Annotated in this window: 14 protein-coding genes; 1 reads left to right on the top strand and 13 read right to left on the bottom strand. The window is 57.8% G+C overall.

Annotated elements, in window-relative coordinates; all coding sequences use genetic code 11:
- Nucleotides 1–56 precede the first annotated feature (56 nt).
- The 3 genes from htpG to BK660_RS16150 all read right to left on the bottom strand — a co-directional run bounded on the left by htpG (nt 57) and on the right by BK660_RS16150 (nt 2,968).
- Nucleotides 57–1,961, bottom strand: coding sequence for a molecular chaperone HtpG (htpG, locus tag BK660_RS16160; RefSeq protein ID WP_123434620.1), 1,905 nt, complete (start codon nt 1,959–1,961; stop codon nt 57–59).
- Nucleotides 1,962–2,042: 81 nt separating this feature from the next.
- Nucleotides 2,043–2,495 (bottom strand): PaaI family thioesterase, encoded by a 453-nt coding sequence (locus BK660_RS16155; protein WP_123434099.1) that lies wholly within the window; start codon nt 2,493–2,495, stop codon nt 2,043–2,045.
- Nucleotides 2,492–2,968: a PaaI family thioesterase gene (locus BK660_RS16150; protein WP_123434098.1), complete on the bottom strand. Its 477-nt coding sequence runs from the start codon at nt 2,966–2,968 to the stop codon at nt 2,492–2,494. The genes BK660_RS16155 and BK660_RS16150 overlap by 4 nt, the downstream gene beginning before the upstream one ends.
- Before the next feature lie 156 nt (nt 2,969–3,124).
- Between BK660_RS16150 and BK660_RS16145 the strand changes: the two genes are divergently transcribed.
- A complete protein-coding gene (locus tag BK660_RS16145) occupies nt 3,125–3,358 on the top strand; it encodes a hypothetical protein (RefSeq protein ID WP_123434097.1) in 234 nt (77 codons plus the stop codon).
- Between the two features lie 67 nt (nt 3,359–3,425).
- Here BK660_RS16145 and BK660_RS16140 read toward each other — a convergent pair whose 3' ends face one another.
- From BK660_RS16140 to sdhA, 10 genes are all read right to left on the bottom strand, one after another.
- Nucleotides 3,426–3,827, bottom strand: coding sequence for an MAPEG family protein (locus BK660_RS16140; RefSeq protein WP_123434096.1), 402 nt, complete (start codon nt 3,825–3,827; stop codon nt 3,426–3,428).
- A complete protein-coding gene (locus BK660_RS16135) occupies nt 3,827–4,564 on the bottom strand; it encodes a DUF599 domain-containing protein (RefSeq protein ID WP_123434095.1) in 738 nt (245 codons plus the stop codon). Before BK660_RS16135 ends, BK660_RS16140 begins: the two co-directional genes overlap by 1 nt.
- A gap of 304 nt (nt 4,565–4,868) precedes the next feature.
- Nucleotides 4,869–6,182 (bottom strand): branched-chain amino acid transport system II carrier protein, encoded by a 1,314-nt coding sequence (gene brnQ, locus BK660_RS16130; RefSeq protein ID WP_123434094.1) that lies wholly within the window; start codon nt 6,180–6,182, stop codon nt 4,869–4,871.
- Nucleotides 6,183–6,583: 401 nt separating this feature from the next.
- Complete coding sequence (gene sucD / locus BK660_RS16120; protein ID WP_027922418.1) at nt 6,584–7,465, bottom strand: succinate--CoA ligase subunit alpha; 882 nt, start codon at nt 7,463–7,465, stop codon at nt 6,584–6,586.
- The gene (gene sucC / locus BK660_RS16115) at nt 7,465–8,631 is read right to left on the bottom strand and encodes an ADP-forming succinate--CoA ligase subunit beta (protein WP_007898980.1); all 1,167 of its coding nucleotides are present in this window, start codon (nt 8,629–8,631) and stop codon (nt 7,465–7,467) included. The genes sucD and sucC overlap by 1 nt, the downstream gene beginning before the upstream one ends.
- A gap of 196 nt (nt 8,632–8,827) precedes the next feature.
- The gene (lpdA, locus tag BK660_RS16110) at nt 8,828–10,264 is read right to left on the bottom strand and encodes a dihydrolipoyl dehydrogenase (protein WP_123434092.1); all 1,437 of its coding nucleotides are present in this window, start codon (nt 10,262–10,264) and stop codon (nt 8,828–8,830) included.
- Nucleotides 10,265–10,361: 97 nt separating this feature from the next.
- Nucleotides 10,362–11,582, bottom strand: a complete 1,221-nt coding sequence (odhB, locus tag BK660_RS16105; RefSeq protein ID WP_123434091.1) for a 2-oxoglutarate dehydrogenase complex dihydrolipoyllysine-residue succinyltransferase — start codon at nt 11,580–11,582, stop codon at nt 10,362–10,364.
- 42 nt (nt 11,583–11,624) lie between these two features.
- Entirely contained in the window at nt 11,625–14,456 is a 2,832-nt protein-coding gene (locus BK660_RS16100) for a 2-oxoglutarate dehydrogenase E1 component (RefSeq protein WP_123434090.1), read from the bottom strand.
- Between the two features lie 261 nt (nt 14,457–14,717).
- Entirely contained in the window at nt 14,718–15,422 is a 705-nt protein-coding gene (locus BK660_RS16095; RefSeq protein WP_010456852.1) for a succinate dehydrogenase iron-sulfur subunit, read from the bottom strand.
- An 11-nt stretch (nt 15,423–15,433) separates the two neighbouring features.
- Nucleotides 15,434–17,209 (bottom strand): succinate dehydrogenase flavoprotein subunit, encoded by a 1,776-nt coding sequence (sdhA, locus tag BK660_RS16090; RefSeq protein WP_027922415.1) that lies wholly within the window; start codon nt 17,207–17,209, stop codon nt 15,434–15,436.
- Nucleotides 17,210–17,212: the final 3 nt, after the last annotated feature.

The raw sequence follows: 17,212 nt of genomic DNA, 5'->3' as shown, positions 1-17,212 counted from the left end.
GCTTAAAAACACCAGAATGAAAAAAACCCGCCGAAGCGGGTTTTTTTACAACGCAGTTAAACCGACAGTTCAACCAGCAGCTTATTCAGACGGCGCACATACGCGGCCGGGTCTTTCAAGCTGTCACCGGCAGCCAGTGCCGCCTGATCGAACAGAATGTGCGACAGGTCACCGAAGCGCTCTTCGCTCTGCTCGTTGTCGAGCTTCTCGATCAGCGGGTGAGCCGGGTTGAATTCAAAGATCGGCTTCGAGTCCGGAACCTTCTGACCACTGGCCTCGAGGATCTGACGCATCTGCAAGCCCAGGTCCTGCTCGCCGATGGCCAGGATTGCCGGGGAATCGGTCAGACGGTGGGAAACCCGTACTTCAGCCACCGAGTCACCCAGTGCGGTTTTCAGACGCTCAACCAGACCTTCTTTGGACTTGGCGACTTCTTCCGCGGCTTTCTTGTCCTCTTCCGAGTCCAGATTGCCCAGGTCCAGGTCACCGCGTGCCACGTCGACAAAGCTCTTGCCGTCGAAGTCGTTGAGGTAGCTCATCAGCCACTCGTCGATACGATCGGTCAGCAGCAGCACTTCGATGCCTTTCTTGCGGAAGACTTCCAGGTGCGGGCTGTTTTTGACTTGCGCGTAGGTTTCGCCGGTCAGGTAGTAGATCTTGTCCTGACCTTCCTTGGCGCGAGCCAGGTACTCGGCCAGGCCAACCACTTGCTCGCCTTCATCACCGTTGGTCGATGCGAAACGCAGCAGGCCAGCGATTTTCTCTTTGTTGGCGAAGTCTTCTGCCGGGCCTTCTTTCATGACCTGACCGAAGTTCTTCCAGAAGCTCTTGTATTGCTCAGGCTCGTTCTTCGCCAGTTTTTCCAGCATATCCAGAACGCGCTTGGTCAGCGCCGACTTCATCGAATCGATGATCGGGTCTTTCTGCAGGATTTCCCGCGACACGTTCAGCGACAGGTCGTTGGAATCAACGACGCCCTTGATGAAGCGCAGGTATAGCGGCAGGAACGACTCGGCCTGGTCCATCACGAACACACGCTGGACGTACAGTTTCAGGCCTTTCGGCGCTTCACGCTGGTACAGGTCGAACGGAGCACGGGCCGGCACGTACAGTAGCGAGCTGTACTCGAGCTTGCCTTCGACCTTGTTGTGGCTCCAGCTCAGCGGGTTCTCGAAATCGTGGGCAACGTGCTTGTAGAACTCCTGGTATTCCTCGTCCTTCACTTCGGTGCGAGGACGGGTCCACAGGGCGCTGGCGCGGTTGACAGTTTCCCATTCGGCGGCAGGCTGCTCTTCACCATCGGCAGCGGCCACTTCTTTTGGCAGCTCGATCGGCAGGGCGATGTGGTCGGAGTACTTCTTGATGATGTTGCGCAGACGCCAGCCATCGGCGAATTCGTCTTCACCGGACTTCAGGTGCAGGACGATGCGAGTGCCGCGCTCGGCTTTCTCGACGGTGGCGACTTCGAAATCGCCTTCGCCCTTGGACGACCAGTGCACGCCTTCGCTGGCCGAATCACCGGCACGACGGCTGAACACGTCGACTTTGTCGGCGACGATGAAGGCAGAGTAGAAACCCACACCGAACTGACCGATCAGGTGCGAATCTTTCTTCTGATCGCCAGACAGGTGTTTCATGAAATCGGCAGTGCCGGATTTGGCGATGGTACCCAGGTGGGTGATCGCTTCTTCACGGTTCATGCCAATGCCGTTGTCTTCGAGGGTGACGGTTTTGGCGTCCTTGTCGAAGCTCACACGGATTTTCAGTTCGGCGCCACCTTCCAGCAACTCAGGCTTGGACAGGGCTTCGAAACGTAATTTGTCGACAGCGTCAGAGGCGTTCGAGATCAATTCGCGAAGGAAAATTTCCTTGTTGGAATACAGCGAATGGATCATGAGGTGCAGCAATTGCTTCACCTCGGTCTGGAAGCCCAGGGTTTCCTTTTGAGTTTCCACACTCATGGTCATCAAACTCCAATCAGATGGCAGTGGCCGCGACCTGAAGGGTCGGCGGCGGGTTGTCATCAAAGTTGGGGGCTGTGTTCAGGATTTCAAGGGCTCTTCGATTTTGAAATGGGCGCGGGCCGTCGCAATCGGTTCGGCTTCGGTGCTTTGCCAGGCGGTAACGGCCACGTTGGCGACCCGGCGCCCTTGGCGGCACACCTGACATTTGGCCCAGGTATCGCGAAACTGCCCGGCGCGCAGGTAGTCGAGGGAGAAGTCGATGATTTTCGGCACACCGGGTGATCCGGTGAAAATCAGCAGGTGCAGCGCCGCCGAGAGCTCCATGAACCCGGCGATCACGCCGCCATGAATCGCCGGCAATAAAGGGTTACCAATGTTGTCCTTGTTGGATGGCAGGCGAAACAGCAGGTCATCCCCTACCCGTGAACACTCGATGCCGATCAGTTTGGCGTAGGGAATCAGATGCAACAGCGAGGCGTAGTCGCCCTTCTCGTGGGCCTGTTGCAGTTGCTCCTTGAAGGAATCGGTCATTGCGCACCTCCGGCGATGACGCCGCCAAAGCCTTTGGTGCCTTTGATGGCTTTGCCCATGCGCATGAACGTGCCGACGACGTGGGCGATAGGGTGCTCGGGATCGTCCTGATAGGCAAAACCTCGGGCGAAGATCACGTCGGTGGTGACCCGATAGCACTGAGCGAAGCCGTAGACGTCTTTATGAGGTTCGGCGGCATGCATGTAATCGATGCGCAAATCGAGGGTCGGGCAGACTTCGAATTCGGGCAGCACGCACAGGGTCGACATGCCGCACGCGGTGTCCATCAGAGTGGTCAGTGCGCCTCCGTGGATCACCCCAGTTTGCGGGTTGCCAACGATTTGTGGACTGTAGGGCAAGATGACCGTTAGTCCGTCATTACTGGCGCTGTGAACTCGCAGTCCGAGGACCTGACAATGACGCAACGCCGACATGAATCGCGTCGCGCGCTCAAAAACGGGGGTTTCGGCCATTTCTTAAAACTCTTCTTAGTGCTCGATCAAAGAAGCTCGCCTGCGCGCAAAAGTTCCATCGCATCACAAACTTATATATCTGAACGAATTGAGGAACTTAACGCTGCGGGCTGTGCTCGAAAGGCCAGTAGTTATTTCCATAAGGAGAAACACCCCATGCGTAAGACTTTAGCTATTGCCTTGATGTTGACCGCTTCCCTCGGTCTCGCTGCTTGCGATAAAAAATCCGAGGACAAAGCTCAAGATGCTACTAAACATGCTGAGCAAGCTCAGCAAGACATGAACAAAGCTCAGGATAAAGTGAACGACGCTGCGAAAGAAAACGCCGAAGCTGCCAAAGCTCAGGCTGAATCGAACGAAGCCGCAGCAAAAGAAGCACCTAAGAACTAAATCAGTTTTTAGCGTGATAAAGAAAACCCGCCAAGTGCGGGTTTTCTTTTGCGTGCGATTTGCACCGTTAGAGCAAAACGGTTCTAAAAGTCGGACTAATCATCAACAACAATGAACAGACGAAACCGACAATCCAGACGAGACTGCGCTGCCAGGGCAGATCGCCCCAGTAACACAGCAAATAAATAACCCGTGTGATCACAAAGATGATCGCCAGCAGGTCGATCAGCCATCCCGCCGTTTGCGTGGTGTGCGCCATCAACACCCCCACCGCAAACAATATAAAGGCCTCGAAACAGTTCTGGTGTGCGGCCACGGCTCGGGCGCCGAAGCCAGTGAGCTGCGCCTGTTGCTCCCTTGGCGCGTGATTGTTGTAACCGCCCTGCTCTTTCATTGCCTTGGCCACCGGCATGCGGGCCACGTAAATCAGTAATGCGCTGATAAACACACACCAGAACGGAATACTCATCAAGCGGCCTCTCTGTTCGCCTCGGGCAAGGGTGCCTCTGTAGGGGTATAGACCATCACGTCGAGAACGTCGGAATGAAACTCCCGGCGATACAACACCAGCACTACGCCCGCACTCATCAGCATGAACAGCCACGGACTGACGAACCAGGCCAGCATGGTCATGCCGAAGTAATAGGAACGCAGGCCGAAGTTGAACTGGTTGGCCGCCATCGAGATGACCCGAGCCGCACGAGCGGCAAAGGCTTTGCGTTCCTGTTCGGACACATGGCGCTCACCCACCATCGGCGCCGAGCCCACCAGAATCGCCGCGAAGTTGTATTGGCGCATGCACCAGCTAAACGTGAAGAACGCGTAGACAAACACCAGCGCCAGGCACAGCAACTTGATCTCGGACATGCCCTGGGACGCCTGCTGCACCATCGGGATGTCCGCCAGCAACGACACGGCCCTTTCGGAAGCACCCAGCACGGTGAGGATGCCGGCCAGGATAATCAAGGTACTGGAGGCGAAGAACGAGGCGTTGCGCTCCAGGTTGCCGATCACGCTGGCGTCGGCGATGCGGTTGTCGCGCAACAGCATGCGGCGCATCCAGTCTTCGCGGTACAGGTGCAACACGCTGGCCAGGCACGCGGTGTCGCGGCCCTTCCACGAGGCATACCGGGTGTAACCGCCCCAGCAGATGACAAACCAGAGCGCGGCGAGGATGTGGATCAGGTTGGCGTGGATGAACGACATGCAGGTCCTTGTGATGTAGGTGCGGAAAACCGAAAACCTGTGGGAGCGGGCTTTTGTGGCGAGGGGGCTTGCCCCCGTTGGACTGCGCAGCAGTCCCCGAAACGCGCAGGGCCGCTGCGCGCCCCAACGGGGGCAAGCCCCCTCGCCACAAAGGTTCGCCCCCAGAAGTGGTTTTGGCAGTAGTTCGACGTTAGCTCAAGGAAAAAGGCACCGCATCACGCCCATAAAAAATGCCCCGTATCGATTGATACGGGGCATTTCTGTTTCAGCTTGCTGGCCCGCTTGTGAAGGGCCGTTCAGCGACTCAAGCCAGCGCTTCTTCGCGCTTGCCCAGCAGACGATCGCAAACCACTGCGACCACCAGGGTCATGACCGACGGTACCAGCCACGCCAGGCCCTGCTCGCTCAGCGGCAGGTGTGACAACTGAGTCGGCATCCAGTCCGCCAGACCCGCACCCTTGAGCGCATCGATCAGGCCGAAAATGAACGACACCAGCATCACCGGACCGACGATGCGGCCCTGCTCATGCCAGAAGTCCTTGCAGAAGCTCAGCGCTACCAAGGCGATGCACGGCGGGTAAATCGCGGTCAGTACCGGGATCGAGAACGCAATCAGCTTGGTCAGGCCCAGGTTGGACACAAACAAGGAGAACACCGCCAGGATGATCACCAAGGTCTTGTAGGACAGCGGCAGCACACGGCTGAAGTACTCGGCGCAGGCACAGGTCAGGCCGACCGCCGTCACCAGGCAGGCCAGGGAGATCAGCACCGCGAGGAAGCCGCTGCCCAACGAACCGAAGGTGTGTTGAACATAGGCGTGCAAGACCGCCGCGCCGTTGGTTGCACCGGCGGCTACTTCGTGGCTGCCCGAACCGAGGCGGAACAGGCTGACGTAAACCAGCGCCAGGCCCACGCCGGCAATCAGCCCGGCAATGATCGCGTAACGGGTGATCAGCACCGGCGATTCAACACCTCGGGAGCGGATCGCGTTGACGATAACGATGCCGAACACCAATGCACCCAAGGTATCCATGGTCAGGTAACCATTGATGAAGCCTTGGGAAAACGGTGCCGCTACGTATTCAGGCGTGGCCTGGCCAATATCACCGGCCGGCAAGGCAAACGCGGCGATGCCGAGTGCTGCCAGGGCGATGATTTTCAGTGGCGCGAGGAAACGTCCTACGGTATCCAGCAAACGGCCAGGATAGAGCGAGATGAAGAACACCAGCAGGAAGTACACCGAACTGTAGAGAAACAGCGCCAATGGGCTTTCACCGGTCAGCGGTGCCAGGCCCACTTCGAACGACACGGTCGCGGTGCGCGGGGTGGCGAACAGCGGGCCGACGGCGAGGTAGCACGCGGCTGCCAGCACACCGCCGGCGACTTTGCCGATCGGGCTGCTCAGGGCATCCATCGCACCACCGACTTTCGCCAGCGCGACAACCGTGATCACTGGCAAACCGACTGCGGTGATCAGAAAGCCCAGCGCCGCCATCCAGACATTAGGCCCGGACTGCAAACCGACGATAGGCGGGAAGATGATGTTGCCAGCCCCGACAAACAGGGCAAACGTCATAAAACCAAGTGCCAGGATGTCCTGGCCTTTCAACACTTTCATTAAGGAAATACCACACTACTGAATCGGAATTTAGAGAGGGATTTCCCTGTGGGGTGAGGGAAATGCTGTCGGTCCGTATAGGACTGACCCTTTAGCGCGTAGCAACCTTGTGGGTCGCGGACGCAAAAATGGCGGCTAGCCTAACGAATTTGGCCTGGAAACGCACTGTTAGAGGGCGAACTATCCGATACGCGACGTTTCTGTGTCGCGTTTTTGCATGTTAATGGTTGTCGCCTGTAAGTCCGCCTTCGCAAGCAAGCCCGCTCCCACATTAGAATGCGGTCAAATGTGGGAGCGGGCTTGCTCGCGAAGAGGTCCGCAAGATCACCACGAATCCCGGAAACGACAAAGGCCACCCGAAGGTGGCCTTTGTTTGGTGAAGCGTGAAGTAAGCGCGAGGCTTACTTCATTGCCCAACCGGTCAGCTCGGACAAAGCCTTGCCGATGTCTGCCAGCGAACGCACGGTTTTAACGCCTGCGTCTTCCAGGGCAGCAAACTTCTCGTCTGCAGTGCCTTTGCCGCCAGAGATGATTGCGCCAGCATGGCCCATGCGCTTGCCCGCAGGGGCAGTCACACCAGCGATGTAGGAAACAACCGGCTTGGTCACGTGTGCCTTGATGTAGGCAGCCGCTTCTTCTTCAGCCGAACCGCCGATCTCACCGATCATGACGATCGCTTCGGTCTTCGGGTCTTCCTGGAACAGCTTCAGGATGTCGATGAAGTTCGAACCCGGGATCGGGTCACCGCCGATGCCGACGCAAGTCGACTGACCGAAACCGGCGTCAGTAGTCTGCTTAACAGCTTCGTAGGTCAGGGTGCCGGAACGGGAAACGATACCGACCTTGCCTGGCAAGTGAATGTGACCTGGCATGATGCCGATCTTGCATTCGCCTGGAGTGATCACGCCTGGGCAGTTAGGGCCGATCAGGACTACGCCCAGCTCGTCGCACTTAACTTTAGCGTCCAGCATGTCCAGGGTAGGAATGCCTTCGGTGATGCAGACGATCAGCTTGATGCCGCCGAAAGCTGCTTCCAGGATGGAATCCTTGCAGAAAGGAGCTGGAACGTAGATCACGCTGGCGGTGGCGCCAGTGGCAGCTACAGCGTCTTTCACGGTGTTGAACACTGGCAGGCCCAGGTGCTCGGTGCCGCCTTTGCCCGGAGTTACGCCGCCAACCATCTTGGTGCCGTATTCCAGAGCTTGCTGGGTGTGGAAACTACCTTGCGAACCGGTAATACCCTGGCAGATAACTTTGGTGTCTTTATTGATCAGGACGCTCATTATTTGCCCTCCGCAGCTTTAACGACTTGTTGAGCAGCGTCGGTCAGGCTGGTAGCAGCGATGATGTTCAAACCGCTTTCTGCCAGTACTTTAGCGCCCAGCTCAGCGTTGTTGCCTTCAAGGCGAACAACAACCGGGATTTTCACGCCGACTTCTTTCACTGCGCCGATGATGCCTTCGGCAATCATGTCGCAACGAACGATGCCGCCGAAGATGTTAACCAATACTGCAGCGACGTTAGTGTCGGACAGAATGATCTTGAACGCTTCGGTAACGCGTTCTTTGGTAGCACCGCCGCCCACGTCGAGGAAGTTGGCTGGTTTGCCGCCATGCAGGTTGACGATGTCCATGGTACCCATGGCCAGGCCAGCACCGTTGACCATGCAACCGATGTTGCCTTCCAGTGCTACGTAGTTCAGTTCGAACTTGGCAGCGTGCGCTTCGCGCGGATCGTCTTGCGACGGATCGTGGAAAGTCTTCAGCTTAGGCTGACGGTACATGGCGTTGGCGTCGATGTTGATCTTGGCGTCGAGGCAATGCAGATCGCCGTCAGCCTTGATCACCAGCGGGTTCACTTCCAGCAGAGCCAGGTCGTGATCCTTGAACAGCTTGGCCAGACCTACGAAGATCTTGGCGAACTGAGCAACTTGCTTGCCTTCCAGACCCAACTGGAATGCCAGCTCGCGACCCTGGAATGGCTGAGCGCCAACCAGTGGATCGATAGTGGCTTTCAGGATTTTTTCTGGAGTGTCGTGAGCGATTTTCTCGATGTCCACGCCACCTTCGGTGGAAGCCATGAACACGATACGACGGCTCGAACGGTCAACGACAGCGCCCAGGTACAGCTCTTTAGCGATATCAGTGCACGATTCAACCAGGATCTTGGTGACTGGCTGACCATTGGCGTCAGTCTGGTAAGTCACCAGACGCTTGCCCAGCCACTGCTGTGCGAATGCCTTAGCGTCTTCTTTGCTGCGAACCAGCTTAACGCCGCCCGCTTTACCGCGACCACCAGCGTGGACCTGGGCTTTGACAACCCACTCGGTGCCGCCGATTTTGTCGCAAGCTTCTGCTGCTGCTTCCGGGGTGTCTACTGCGTAACCGGTGGAAACTGGCAGGCCGTATTCAGCGAACAGCTGCTTACCCTGATACTCGTGAAGATTCATGCTTATTACCGTCTTCGTTAGGTACTGCGCATTCGGTGCTGCACTTGTTCAAGTGCCGCACCACCTGTGACTGCTGCTTGCGTAGCCTTTCCGGACAACCGGTGCAGCTACGCAAGACTGCGTCCAGCGGATATTCCGCGGTGAGTCTTGCATGCAAGGCTCACGACGGGCCATACCGCCGTGGTTTCTTATTGTCTTAACGCTTCTTGCGGTTGGCGATGTGAATGGCGCCGCCATTCACTGCCAGAGCAGCTTCGTGCAAGGCTTCAGACAGGGTCGGATGGGAGAAAACCATCATGCCCAGATCTTCAGCGCTGGTGCCGAATTCCATACCGATCGCGCCCTGCTGAACCAGTTCTGCAGCGCTCGGGCCAATCACGTGGACGCCCAATACGCGGTCAGTCTTGGCATCGGCAATGACTTTGACGAAACCGCCGGTGTCGTTGGCTGCCATGGCACGGCCACTGGCTGCGAACGGGAAGGTGCCAACGTTAACTTCAACGCCTTCAGCCTTCAAGGCCTGCTCGGTTTTACCGACCCACGCGATTTCCGGGTGAGTATAAATAACCGAAGGGATCAAATCATAGTTCATCTGGGCTTTGTGGCCCTTGATGCGCTCGACGACCATGATGCCTTCTTCCGAAGCCTTGTGTGCCAGCATCATGCCGCGAACCACGTCGCCGATGGCGTAAACGCCCGGTACGGTGGTGGCGCAGTGATCATCAACGTGCACGAAACCGCGCTCGTCCAGGGTCACGCCGCAATCAGCGGACAGCAGATCAGTGGTCACCGGACGGCGACCAACGGCTACGATCAGCTTGTCAAAAGTGATGTTCTGTTCGCCGTTGGCATCGGTGTAGTTCACAACGACTTCGTCGCCGTTCACTTTGGAGCCGGTCACGCGAGCGCCCAGCTTGATGTCCAGACCCTGTTTGGTCAGGGTTTTCAGCGCTTCCTTGGAAACGGCAGCGTCAGCGGCCATCAGGAAGGTGTCCAGCGCTTCAAGAACGGTTACTTCTGCACCCAGACGGGACCAGACCGAACCCAGTTCCAGACCGATAACGCCAGCGCCGATCACGCCCAGACGCTTGGGTACGGACTGGAATTCCAGCGCGCCAGTCGAATCGACGATCACATTCTGGTCAACCGGAGCGGGTGGAATGTCGATCGGACGCGAACCTGGAGCCAGAATCACGTTCTCGGCTTCAATGATTTCTACCGAGCCGTCAGGCTTGGTGACTTCGACTTTCTTGCCGGCCAGCAGCTTGCCGTGACCCTCGATGGAGGTCACACCGTTGGCTTTGAACAGGGTGGCAACACCCGAGGTCAGGCCTTTGACGATGTTGGCTTTACGGCCAACCATTGCCGCCACGTCCATGGTCACGCCAGCGTGATTGATACCGTGGATCGCGAAGCCTTCTTTGGCTTCCTTGTATTTCCAGGAGCTGTCCAGCAGCGCCTTGGATGGAATGCAGCCGACGTTCAGGCAAGTACCACCAAGGGCCAGTTTGCCCTCTTTGTCGGTGTACTTCTCGATGCAGGCGGTGGTGAGACCCATCTGAGCTGCTTTGATGGCAGCTACGTAGCCGCCAGGGCCCGCGCCGATCACTACTACGTCAAATTTCTGCGACATTCAAAAAATCCTCTTTAGCGAAAAGCTTGAAGCCGCAAGCTACAAGCCAAACTGCCTTTTCTTGCAGCTTGAAGCTTGCAGCTCGCGGCCGCTTCTATCAGATATCCAGCAACAAACGAGCCGGGTCTTCCAGCAGGTTCTTGATGGTAACCAGGAAGGTCACAGCTTCTTTGCCATCGATCAGACGGTGATCGTAGGACAGAGCCAGGTACATCATCGGACGGATAACCACCTGACCGTTGATCGCCATCGGGCGCTGCAGAATGTTGTGCATGCCCAGGATAGCCGCTTGCGGCGGGTTGACGATCGGGGTCGACATCATCGAACCGAAGGTACCACCGTTGGTGATGGTGAACGTGCCGCCGGTCATTTCGTCCATCGACAGTTTGCCGTCACGGGCTTTTTTGCCGAAGGTAGCGATGCCGCCTTCGATTTCAGCCAGGCTCATCAGTTCGGCGTTACGCAGAACCGGTACAACCAGGCCACGGTCGCTGGAAACAGCAACACCAACGTCGGCGTAGCCGTGGTAAACGATGTCAGCACCGTCGATCGACGCGTTGACAGCCGGGAAGCGTTTCAGTGCTTCGGTGGCCGCTTTCACGAAGAACGACATGAAGCCCAGGCGTACGCCGTTGTGGGACTTCTCGAACAGGTCCTTGTACTTCGAACGCAGGGCCATGACTTCGGTCATGTCGACTTCGTTGAAAGTGGTCAGCATCGCCATGTTCGACTGAGCTTCTACCAGACGCTTGGCCACGGTAGCGCGAACGCGGGTCATCGGAACGCGCTTCTCGATGCGGTCACCAGCGGCGAACACAGGAGCAGCGGCAGCAGGAGTAGCAGCCTTGGCAGGCGCGGCAGCCGGAGCGGCTTTCTTGGCAGCAACCGCTGCAACCACGTCTTCCTTGGTCACACGACCGCCTTTGCCAGTACCGGCAACGGAAGCGATGTTGATGCCGTTTTCTTCAGCCAGCTTGCGAGCAGCCGGTGCAGCAACAGGATCGTCTTCGCCTTCAGCGGCTGGAGCAGCAGCTTGTGCAGCGACCGGAGCAGCAGCGGCAGCCGGGGCAGCAGCAGCGCCGCCCGCTTCGATGGAGCCCAGGACTTCGTCGGACAGAACGGTGTCGCCTTCGTTCTTGACGATAGCGCCCAGTACGCCGTCAGCAGTCGCCAACACTTCCAGCACAACCTTGTCGGTTTCGATGTCGACGATCAGGTCATCACGCTTTACAGCGTCGCCTGGTTTTTTGTGCCAGGTGGCAACGGTGCCATCGGCAACCGATTCCGGGAAAGTGGGGGCTTTGATTTCGATAGCCATTATCTGTGGGTCCTTAAATTCGGTTTCAGGTGCGCGAAGGCGTTAAACAGTAAAGGCGTCTTGCAGCAGTTTTTCCTGCTGCTCAGCGTGCATCGATGCATAACCACAAGCAGGTGCAGCAGAAGCCTCACGGCCCGCGTACTCGAGTACGAGAGACTTGTTGAGATTGCTGATGCTACGACGCAAGTGGTGTTGGCTGCAGTACCAGGCACCCTGGTTCATCGGCTCTTCCTGACACCAGACGGCATGTTTGGCGTTGGTGTAAGGAGCCAGGACTTCTTTCAAGTCGTCCTCAGGGAATGGGTACAGCTGCTCGATACGCACGACGGCGATGTCGTCACGACCTTCGGCACGGCGTTTTTCCAGCAGGTCGTAGTAGACCTTGCCGCTACACAGAACAATGCGCTCGACCTTGGTCGGGTCTTGGGCATCGATTTCCGGGATCACGGTCTGGAACGAACCTTCGGCCAGATCTTCCAGGGTCGAAATAGCCAGTTTGTGACGCAGCAGCGACTTCGGAGTCAGAACGATCAATGGCTTGCGCAGCGGGCGAATCACCTGACGGCGCAGCAAGTGGTAGATCTGAGCCGGCGTGGTCGGTACGGCTACCTGAATGTTGTGCTCGGCGCACAGTTGCAGGTAACGCTCCAGACGAGCCGACGAGTGCTCCGGACCCTGACCTTCATAACCGTGCGGCAGCAGCATGGTCAGACCGCAGAGACGGCCCCACTTGTGCTCGCCACTGGTGATGAACTGGTCGATAACCACCTGGGCACCGTTGGCGAAGTCGCCGAACTGGGCTTCCCAGATCACCAGCGCCTCAGGCGTGGTGGTCGAGTAACCGTATTCGAACGCCAGCACGGCTTCTTCGGACAGGAACGAATCGTACAGGTCGAAACGTGGCTGGCCCTTGTACAGGTTTTGCAGCGGGACGTAGGTGCCCGCGTCTTTCTGGTTGTGCAAGACAGCGTGACGGTGCGAGAACGTACCGCGACCGATGTCCTGACCCGTCATGCGAATCGGGTGACCTTCGAACGCCAGGGTCGCGTACGCCATGGTTTCGGCGTAACCCCAGTTGATCGGCAGGCCGCCGGCTTGCATTTTCTGACGGTCTTCGTAGATTTTCGCGACCTGGCGCTGAACCACGAAGCCTTCCGGAATTTCCAGCAGCTTGGCGGACAGTTCCTGCAAGGTCTTCAGATCGAAGCGAGTGTCGTGACGTGCGGTCCAGGCGTGGCCCAGATACGGACGCCAGTCCACGAACAACTCTTTGTTCGGCTCTTTGACCAGGCTTTTTACAACATGCAGACCGTTGTCCAGCGCATTGCGGTATTCGTCGACTTTCGCCTGAACACGCTCTGCGTCCAGCACGCCGCCCTGAGTCAGACGATCGGCATACAGCTCACGGGTGGTGCGCTGTTTGGTGATCTGCTGATACATGATCGGCTGGGTGCCGCTTGGCTCGTCGGCCTCGTTGTGGCCACGACGACGGTAGCAGACCAGGTCGATCACCACGTCACGCTTGAACTGCATGCGGTAGTCGATGGCCAGCTGGGTCACGAACAACACGGCTTCCGGATCATCACCATTCACATGGAGGATCGGCGCCTGGATCATTTTCGCAACGTCGGTCGCGTACTCGGTGGAGCGCGAGTCCAGCGGGTTGCTGATGGTGAAACCGACCTGGTTGTTGATCACGATGTGAACAGTACCGCCGGTCTTGAAACCGCGGGTCTGCGACATCTGGAAGGTTTCCATGACCACGCCTTGACCTGCGAATGCCGCGTCACCGTGGATGGAGATCGGCAGAACCTTCTCACCGGTAGGGTCGTTACGACGATCCTGACGGGCGCGAACCGAACCTTCGACCACCGGGGAAACGATTTCCAGGTGGGACGGGTTGAACGCCATGGCCAGGTGAACTTCACCGCCGGTGGTCATCACGTTGGACGAGAAGCCCTGGTGGTATTTAACGTCACCGGAACCCAGCTCGACCTTCTTCTTGCCTTCAAACTCGTCGAACAGCTCGCGCGGGTTCTTGCCGAAGGTGTTGACCAATACGTTCAGACGACCGCGGTGGGCCATGCCGATGACGATTTCCTTGGTGCCGTAGGAACCGGAACGCTGGATCAGTTCGTCGAGCATCGGAATCAGGCTCTCGCCGCCTTCCAGACCGAAACGCTTGGTACCCGGGTATTTGGTGCCCAGGTATTTTTCCAGACCTTCGCCGGCGGTGACGCGCTCGAGCAGGTGGCTCTTGATGTCGGCGGAGTAAGTCGGACGGCCGCGTACGCTTTCCAGACGCTGCTGGAACCACTGGCGCTGCTCGGAATCGGTGATATGCGTAAATTCAGCGCCGATGGTGCGGCAATATGTCTGCTGCAACGCTTCGTGAATTTCGCGTAGGCTCGCCTCCTCTTTGCCGATGAACAGGTCGCCGGCACGGTAGGTCGTATCAAGATCGGCATTGGTCAAGCCGTAATGATTGATTGACAGGTCTGCAGGTGCAGGACGCTGCCACAGCCCCAGCGGATCAAGCTGGGCTGCCTGGTGGCCACGCATACGGTAGGCCTGGATCAATCGCAGCACTTCAACTTGCTTCTTCTCGTGCTCACTGCTCACGCTGCCGGCGGAAACCGGTTGTGCGCGGCGCTGGTTCTTTGCCAGCAAGACGAAATGATCGCGAATTGTGGAGTGCGAAACATCGGTGGCAGTGTTGCCGTCAGCCGGCAACTTCTGGAAGTAGGTGCGCCACTCTTCTGGCACAGCGTTAGGGTCGTGCAGGTAGAGCTCGTAGAGCTCTTCCACATAGGCAGCGTTACTACCGGATAGGTAGGCGCTGTTCCACATGCGCTGCATCACGCTTTCTTGCATGCTTGGTCACCCTCGGTTAGGGGAACACCACCGGCGTCGACACCGAGCAAACTTGCAGAAGTCCGAATGCAGCGACCAAAACAAGCCACTTAGGATCACGCTGATAGTCCGGGTACCAGCCCGGATGCCCCTGCTTGTCTCATTTCTTCAAAATAAGAGCCGCAGCTTTATGGGCTGCTGCTCAGGTTAAGACTACGGCGCCGGTTGAAGCCTGCGCCGTAGCATCTTCGGTACAACGGTCTTGCAGTTACAGCAGCTGAATCACACGCCGCTTTGCAGCAGCATGTTACGTACGTGACCGATGGCCTTAGTCGGGTTCAGGCCTTTCGGACAGACGTTGACGCAGTTCATGATCCCGCGGCAGCGGAATACGCTGAACGGGTCATCCAGCGAAGCCAGACGCTCGGCAGTCTTGGTGTCGCGGCTGTCTGCCAGGAAGCGATACGCTTGCAGCAGAGCAGCTGGACCCAGGAACTTGTCCGGGTTCCACCAGAAGGACGGGCAAGAAGTCGAGCAGCAAGCGCACAGGATGCACTCGTACAGACCGTCAAGCTTTTCACGCTCTTCAGGGGTCTGCAGACGTTCGATGGCCGGAGCCGGCGTGTCGTTCTGCAGGTATGGCTTAACCTTCTCGTATTGCTTGTAGAAGATGCTCATATCGACGACCAGGTCACGGATAACCGGCAAACCTGGCAGCGGACGAACGATCAGCTTGTTACCTTTTACGACAGAAGACAGCGGCGTGACGCAGGCCAGACCGTTTTTGCCGTTGATGTTCATGCCGTCGGAACCGCAAACACCTTCACGGCAAGAGCGACGATAGGAGAAACCTTCGTCCTGCTCTTTGATCAGGGCCAGCACGTCCAGCACCATCAGGTCTTTACCACCGGTATCGACCTGGAATTCCTGCATGAACGGCGCGGCGTCCTGATCAGGGTTGTAGCGATAAACACTGACTTGCAACATGGCGGCCACCCTTAATAAGTCCGAATCTTAGGTTCAAAAGTCGGAACAGTCTTCGGCGAGAAGTTCACAGCACGCTTGGTTACGCGCTTGTCACCCGGGAAGTACAGGGTGTGGCACAGCCAGTTTTCGTCGTCGCGGTCTTCGTAGTCTTCACGGGCGTGAGCGCCGCGGGACTCTTTGCGGATCTCTGCAGCGATGGCAGTGGCTTCGGCCACTTCCAGCAGGTTCTGCAGTTCCAGCGCTTCGATACGAGCGGTGTTGAACGCCTGGCTCTTGTCGTTGATCTTGACGTTGGCGATACGGCCACGCAGGTCAGCGAGCTGGGCGATACCCTTCTGCATGTATTCGCCGGTACGGAACACACCGAAGTAGTTCTGCATGCAGCTTTGCAGCTCTTTACGCAGGGTAGCGACGTCTTCACCTTCGGTACGCGAGTTCAGGCCATCGAGACGAGCCAGGGCTGCGTCGATGTCGGACTGGCGAGGGCGAGCGTAGTCGACGCCTTCTTTCAGGGTCTGTTCCAGGAACAGGCCGGCGGCACGGCCGAATACCACCAGGTCGAGCAGCGAGTTGCCGCCCAGACGGTTGGCACCGTGAACCGATACGCACGCCACTTCGCCTACAGCGAACAGGCCAGGAATGATCTGGTCCTTGCCGTCAGCGTCTTGGGTGATTGCCTGGCCATGAATGTTGGTGGCAACGCCGCCCATCATATAGTGGCAGGTTGGAACGACCGGGATCGGCGCCACGGCTGGATCGACGTGGGCGAAGGTCTTGGACAGTTCCATGATGCCTGGCAGACGGCTGTGCAGAACTTCTTCACCGAGGTGATCGAGTTTCAGCATTACGTGGTCGCCATCCGGACCGCAACCGTTGCCGGCGATGATTTCTTTAACCATCGAACGGGCAACTACGTCACGACCAGCAAGGTCTTTCGCGTTCGGAGCATAACGTTCCATGAAACGCTCGCCGTGCTTGTTGATCAGGTAACCGCCTTCACCGCGGCAGCCTTCAGTAACCAGTACACCGGCGCCGGCGATGCCGGTCGGGTGGAACTGCCACATTTCGATGTCTTGTACCGGTACGCCAGCACGCAGAGCCATGCCGACGCCGTCACCGGTGTTGATCAGGGCATTGGTGGTGGACGAGTAGATACGGCCTGCACCGCCAGTCGCCAGAACGGTGGCGTTAGCGCGGACGTAGGAGGTTTCGCCGGTTTCGATGCAGATGACGATCATGCCGACAAAGGCGCCGTCTTCGTTCTTCACCAGGTCGACGCCGTAGTATTCGTTGAGGAATACGGTGCCGGCCTTCAGGTTGGCCTGGTACAGGGTGTGCAGCAGCGCGTGACCGGTACGGTCGGCAGCGGCGCACGTACGGGCAGCCTGGCCACCTTTACCGAAGTCTTTCGACTGACCGCCGAACGGACGCTGGTAGATGCGACCCTGTTCGGTACGGGAGAACGGCAAGCCCATGTGCTCGAGCTCGAAAACCGCTTCCGGGCCTACGGAACACATGTATTCGATAGCGTCCTGGTCACCGATGTAGTCGGAACCCTTGACGGTATCGTACATGTGCCAGCGCCAGTCATCGTTCGGATCTGCCGAAGCGATGGCGCAGGTGATGCCACCCTGGGCGGATACAGTGTGCGAACGAGTCGGGAAAACCTTGGTAACTACGGCGGTCTTGTGACCACCTTGTGCCAGCTGCAGCGCAGCGCGCATGCCAGCACCGCCGCCGCCAATGATGATGGCGTCGAACGAAAGCGTATTAACTGTAGTAGACATGAA

This window comes from Pseudomonas brassicacearum (assembly GCF_003732265.1).
GTDB classification, from domain to species: Bacteria; Pseudomonadota; Gammaproteobacteria; order Pseudomonadales; family Pseudomonadaceae; genus Aquipseudomonas; species Aquipseudomonas brassicacearum_D.
Note: the sequence above shows the minus strand (reverse complement) of the source record. Positions and strands in the feature narration are given on the sequence as shown.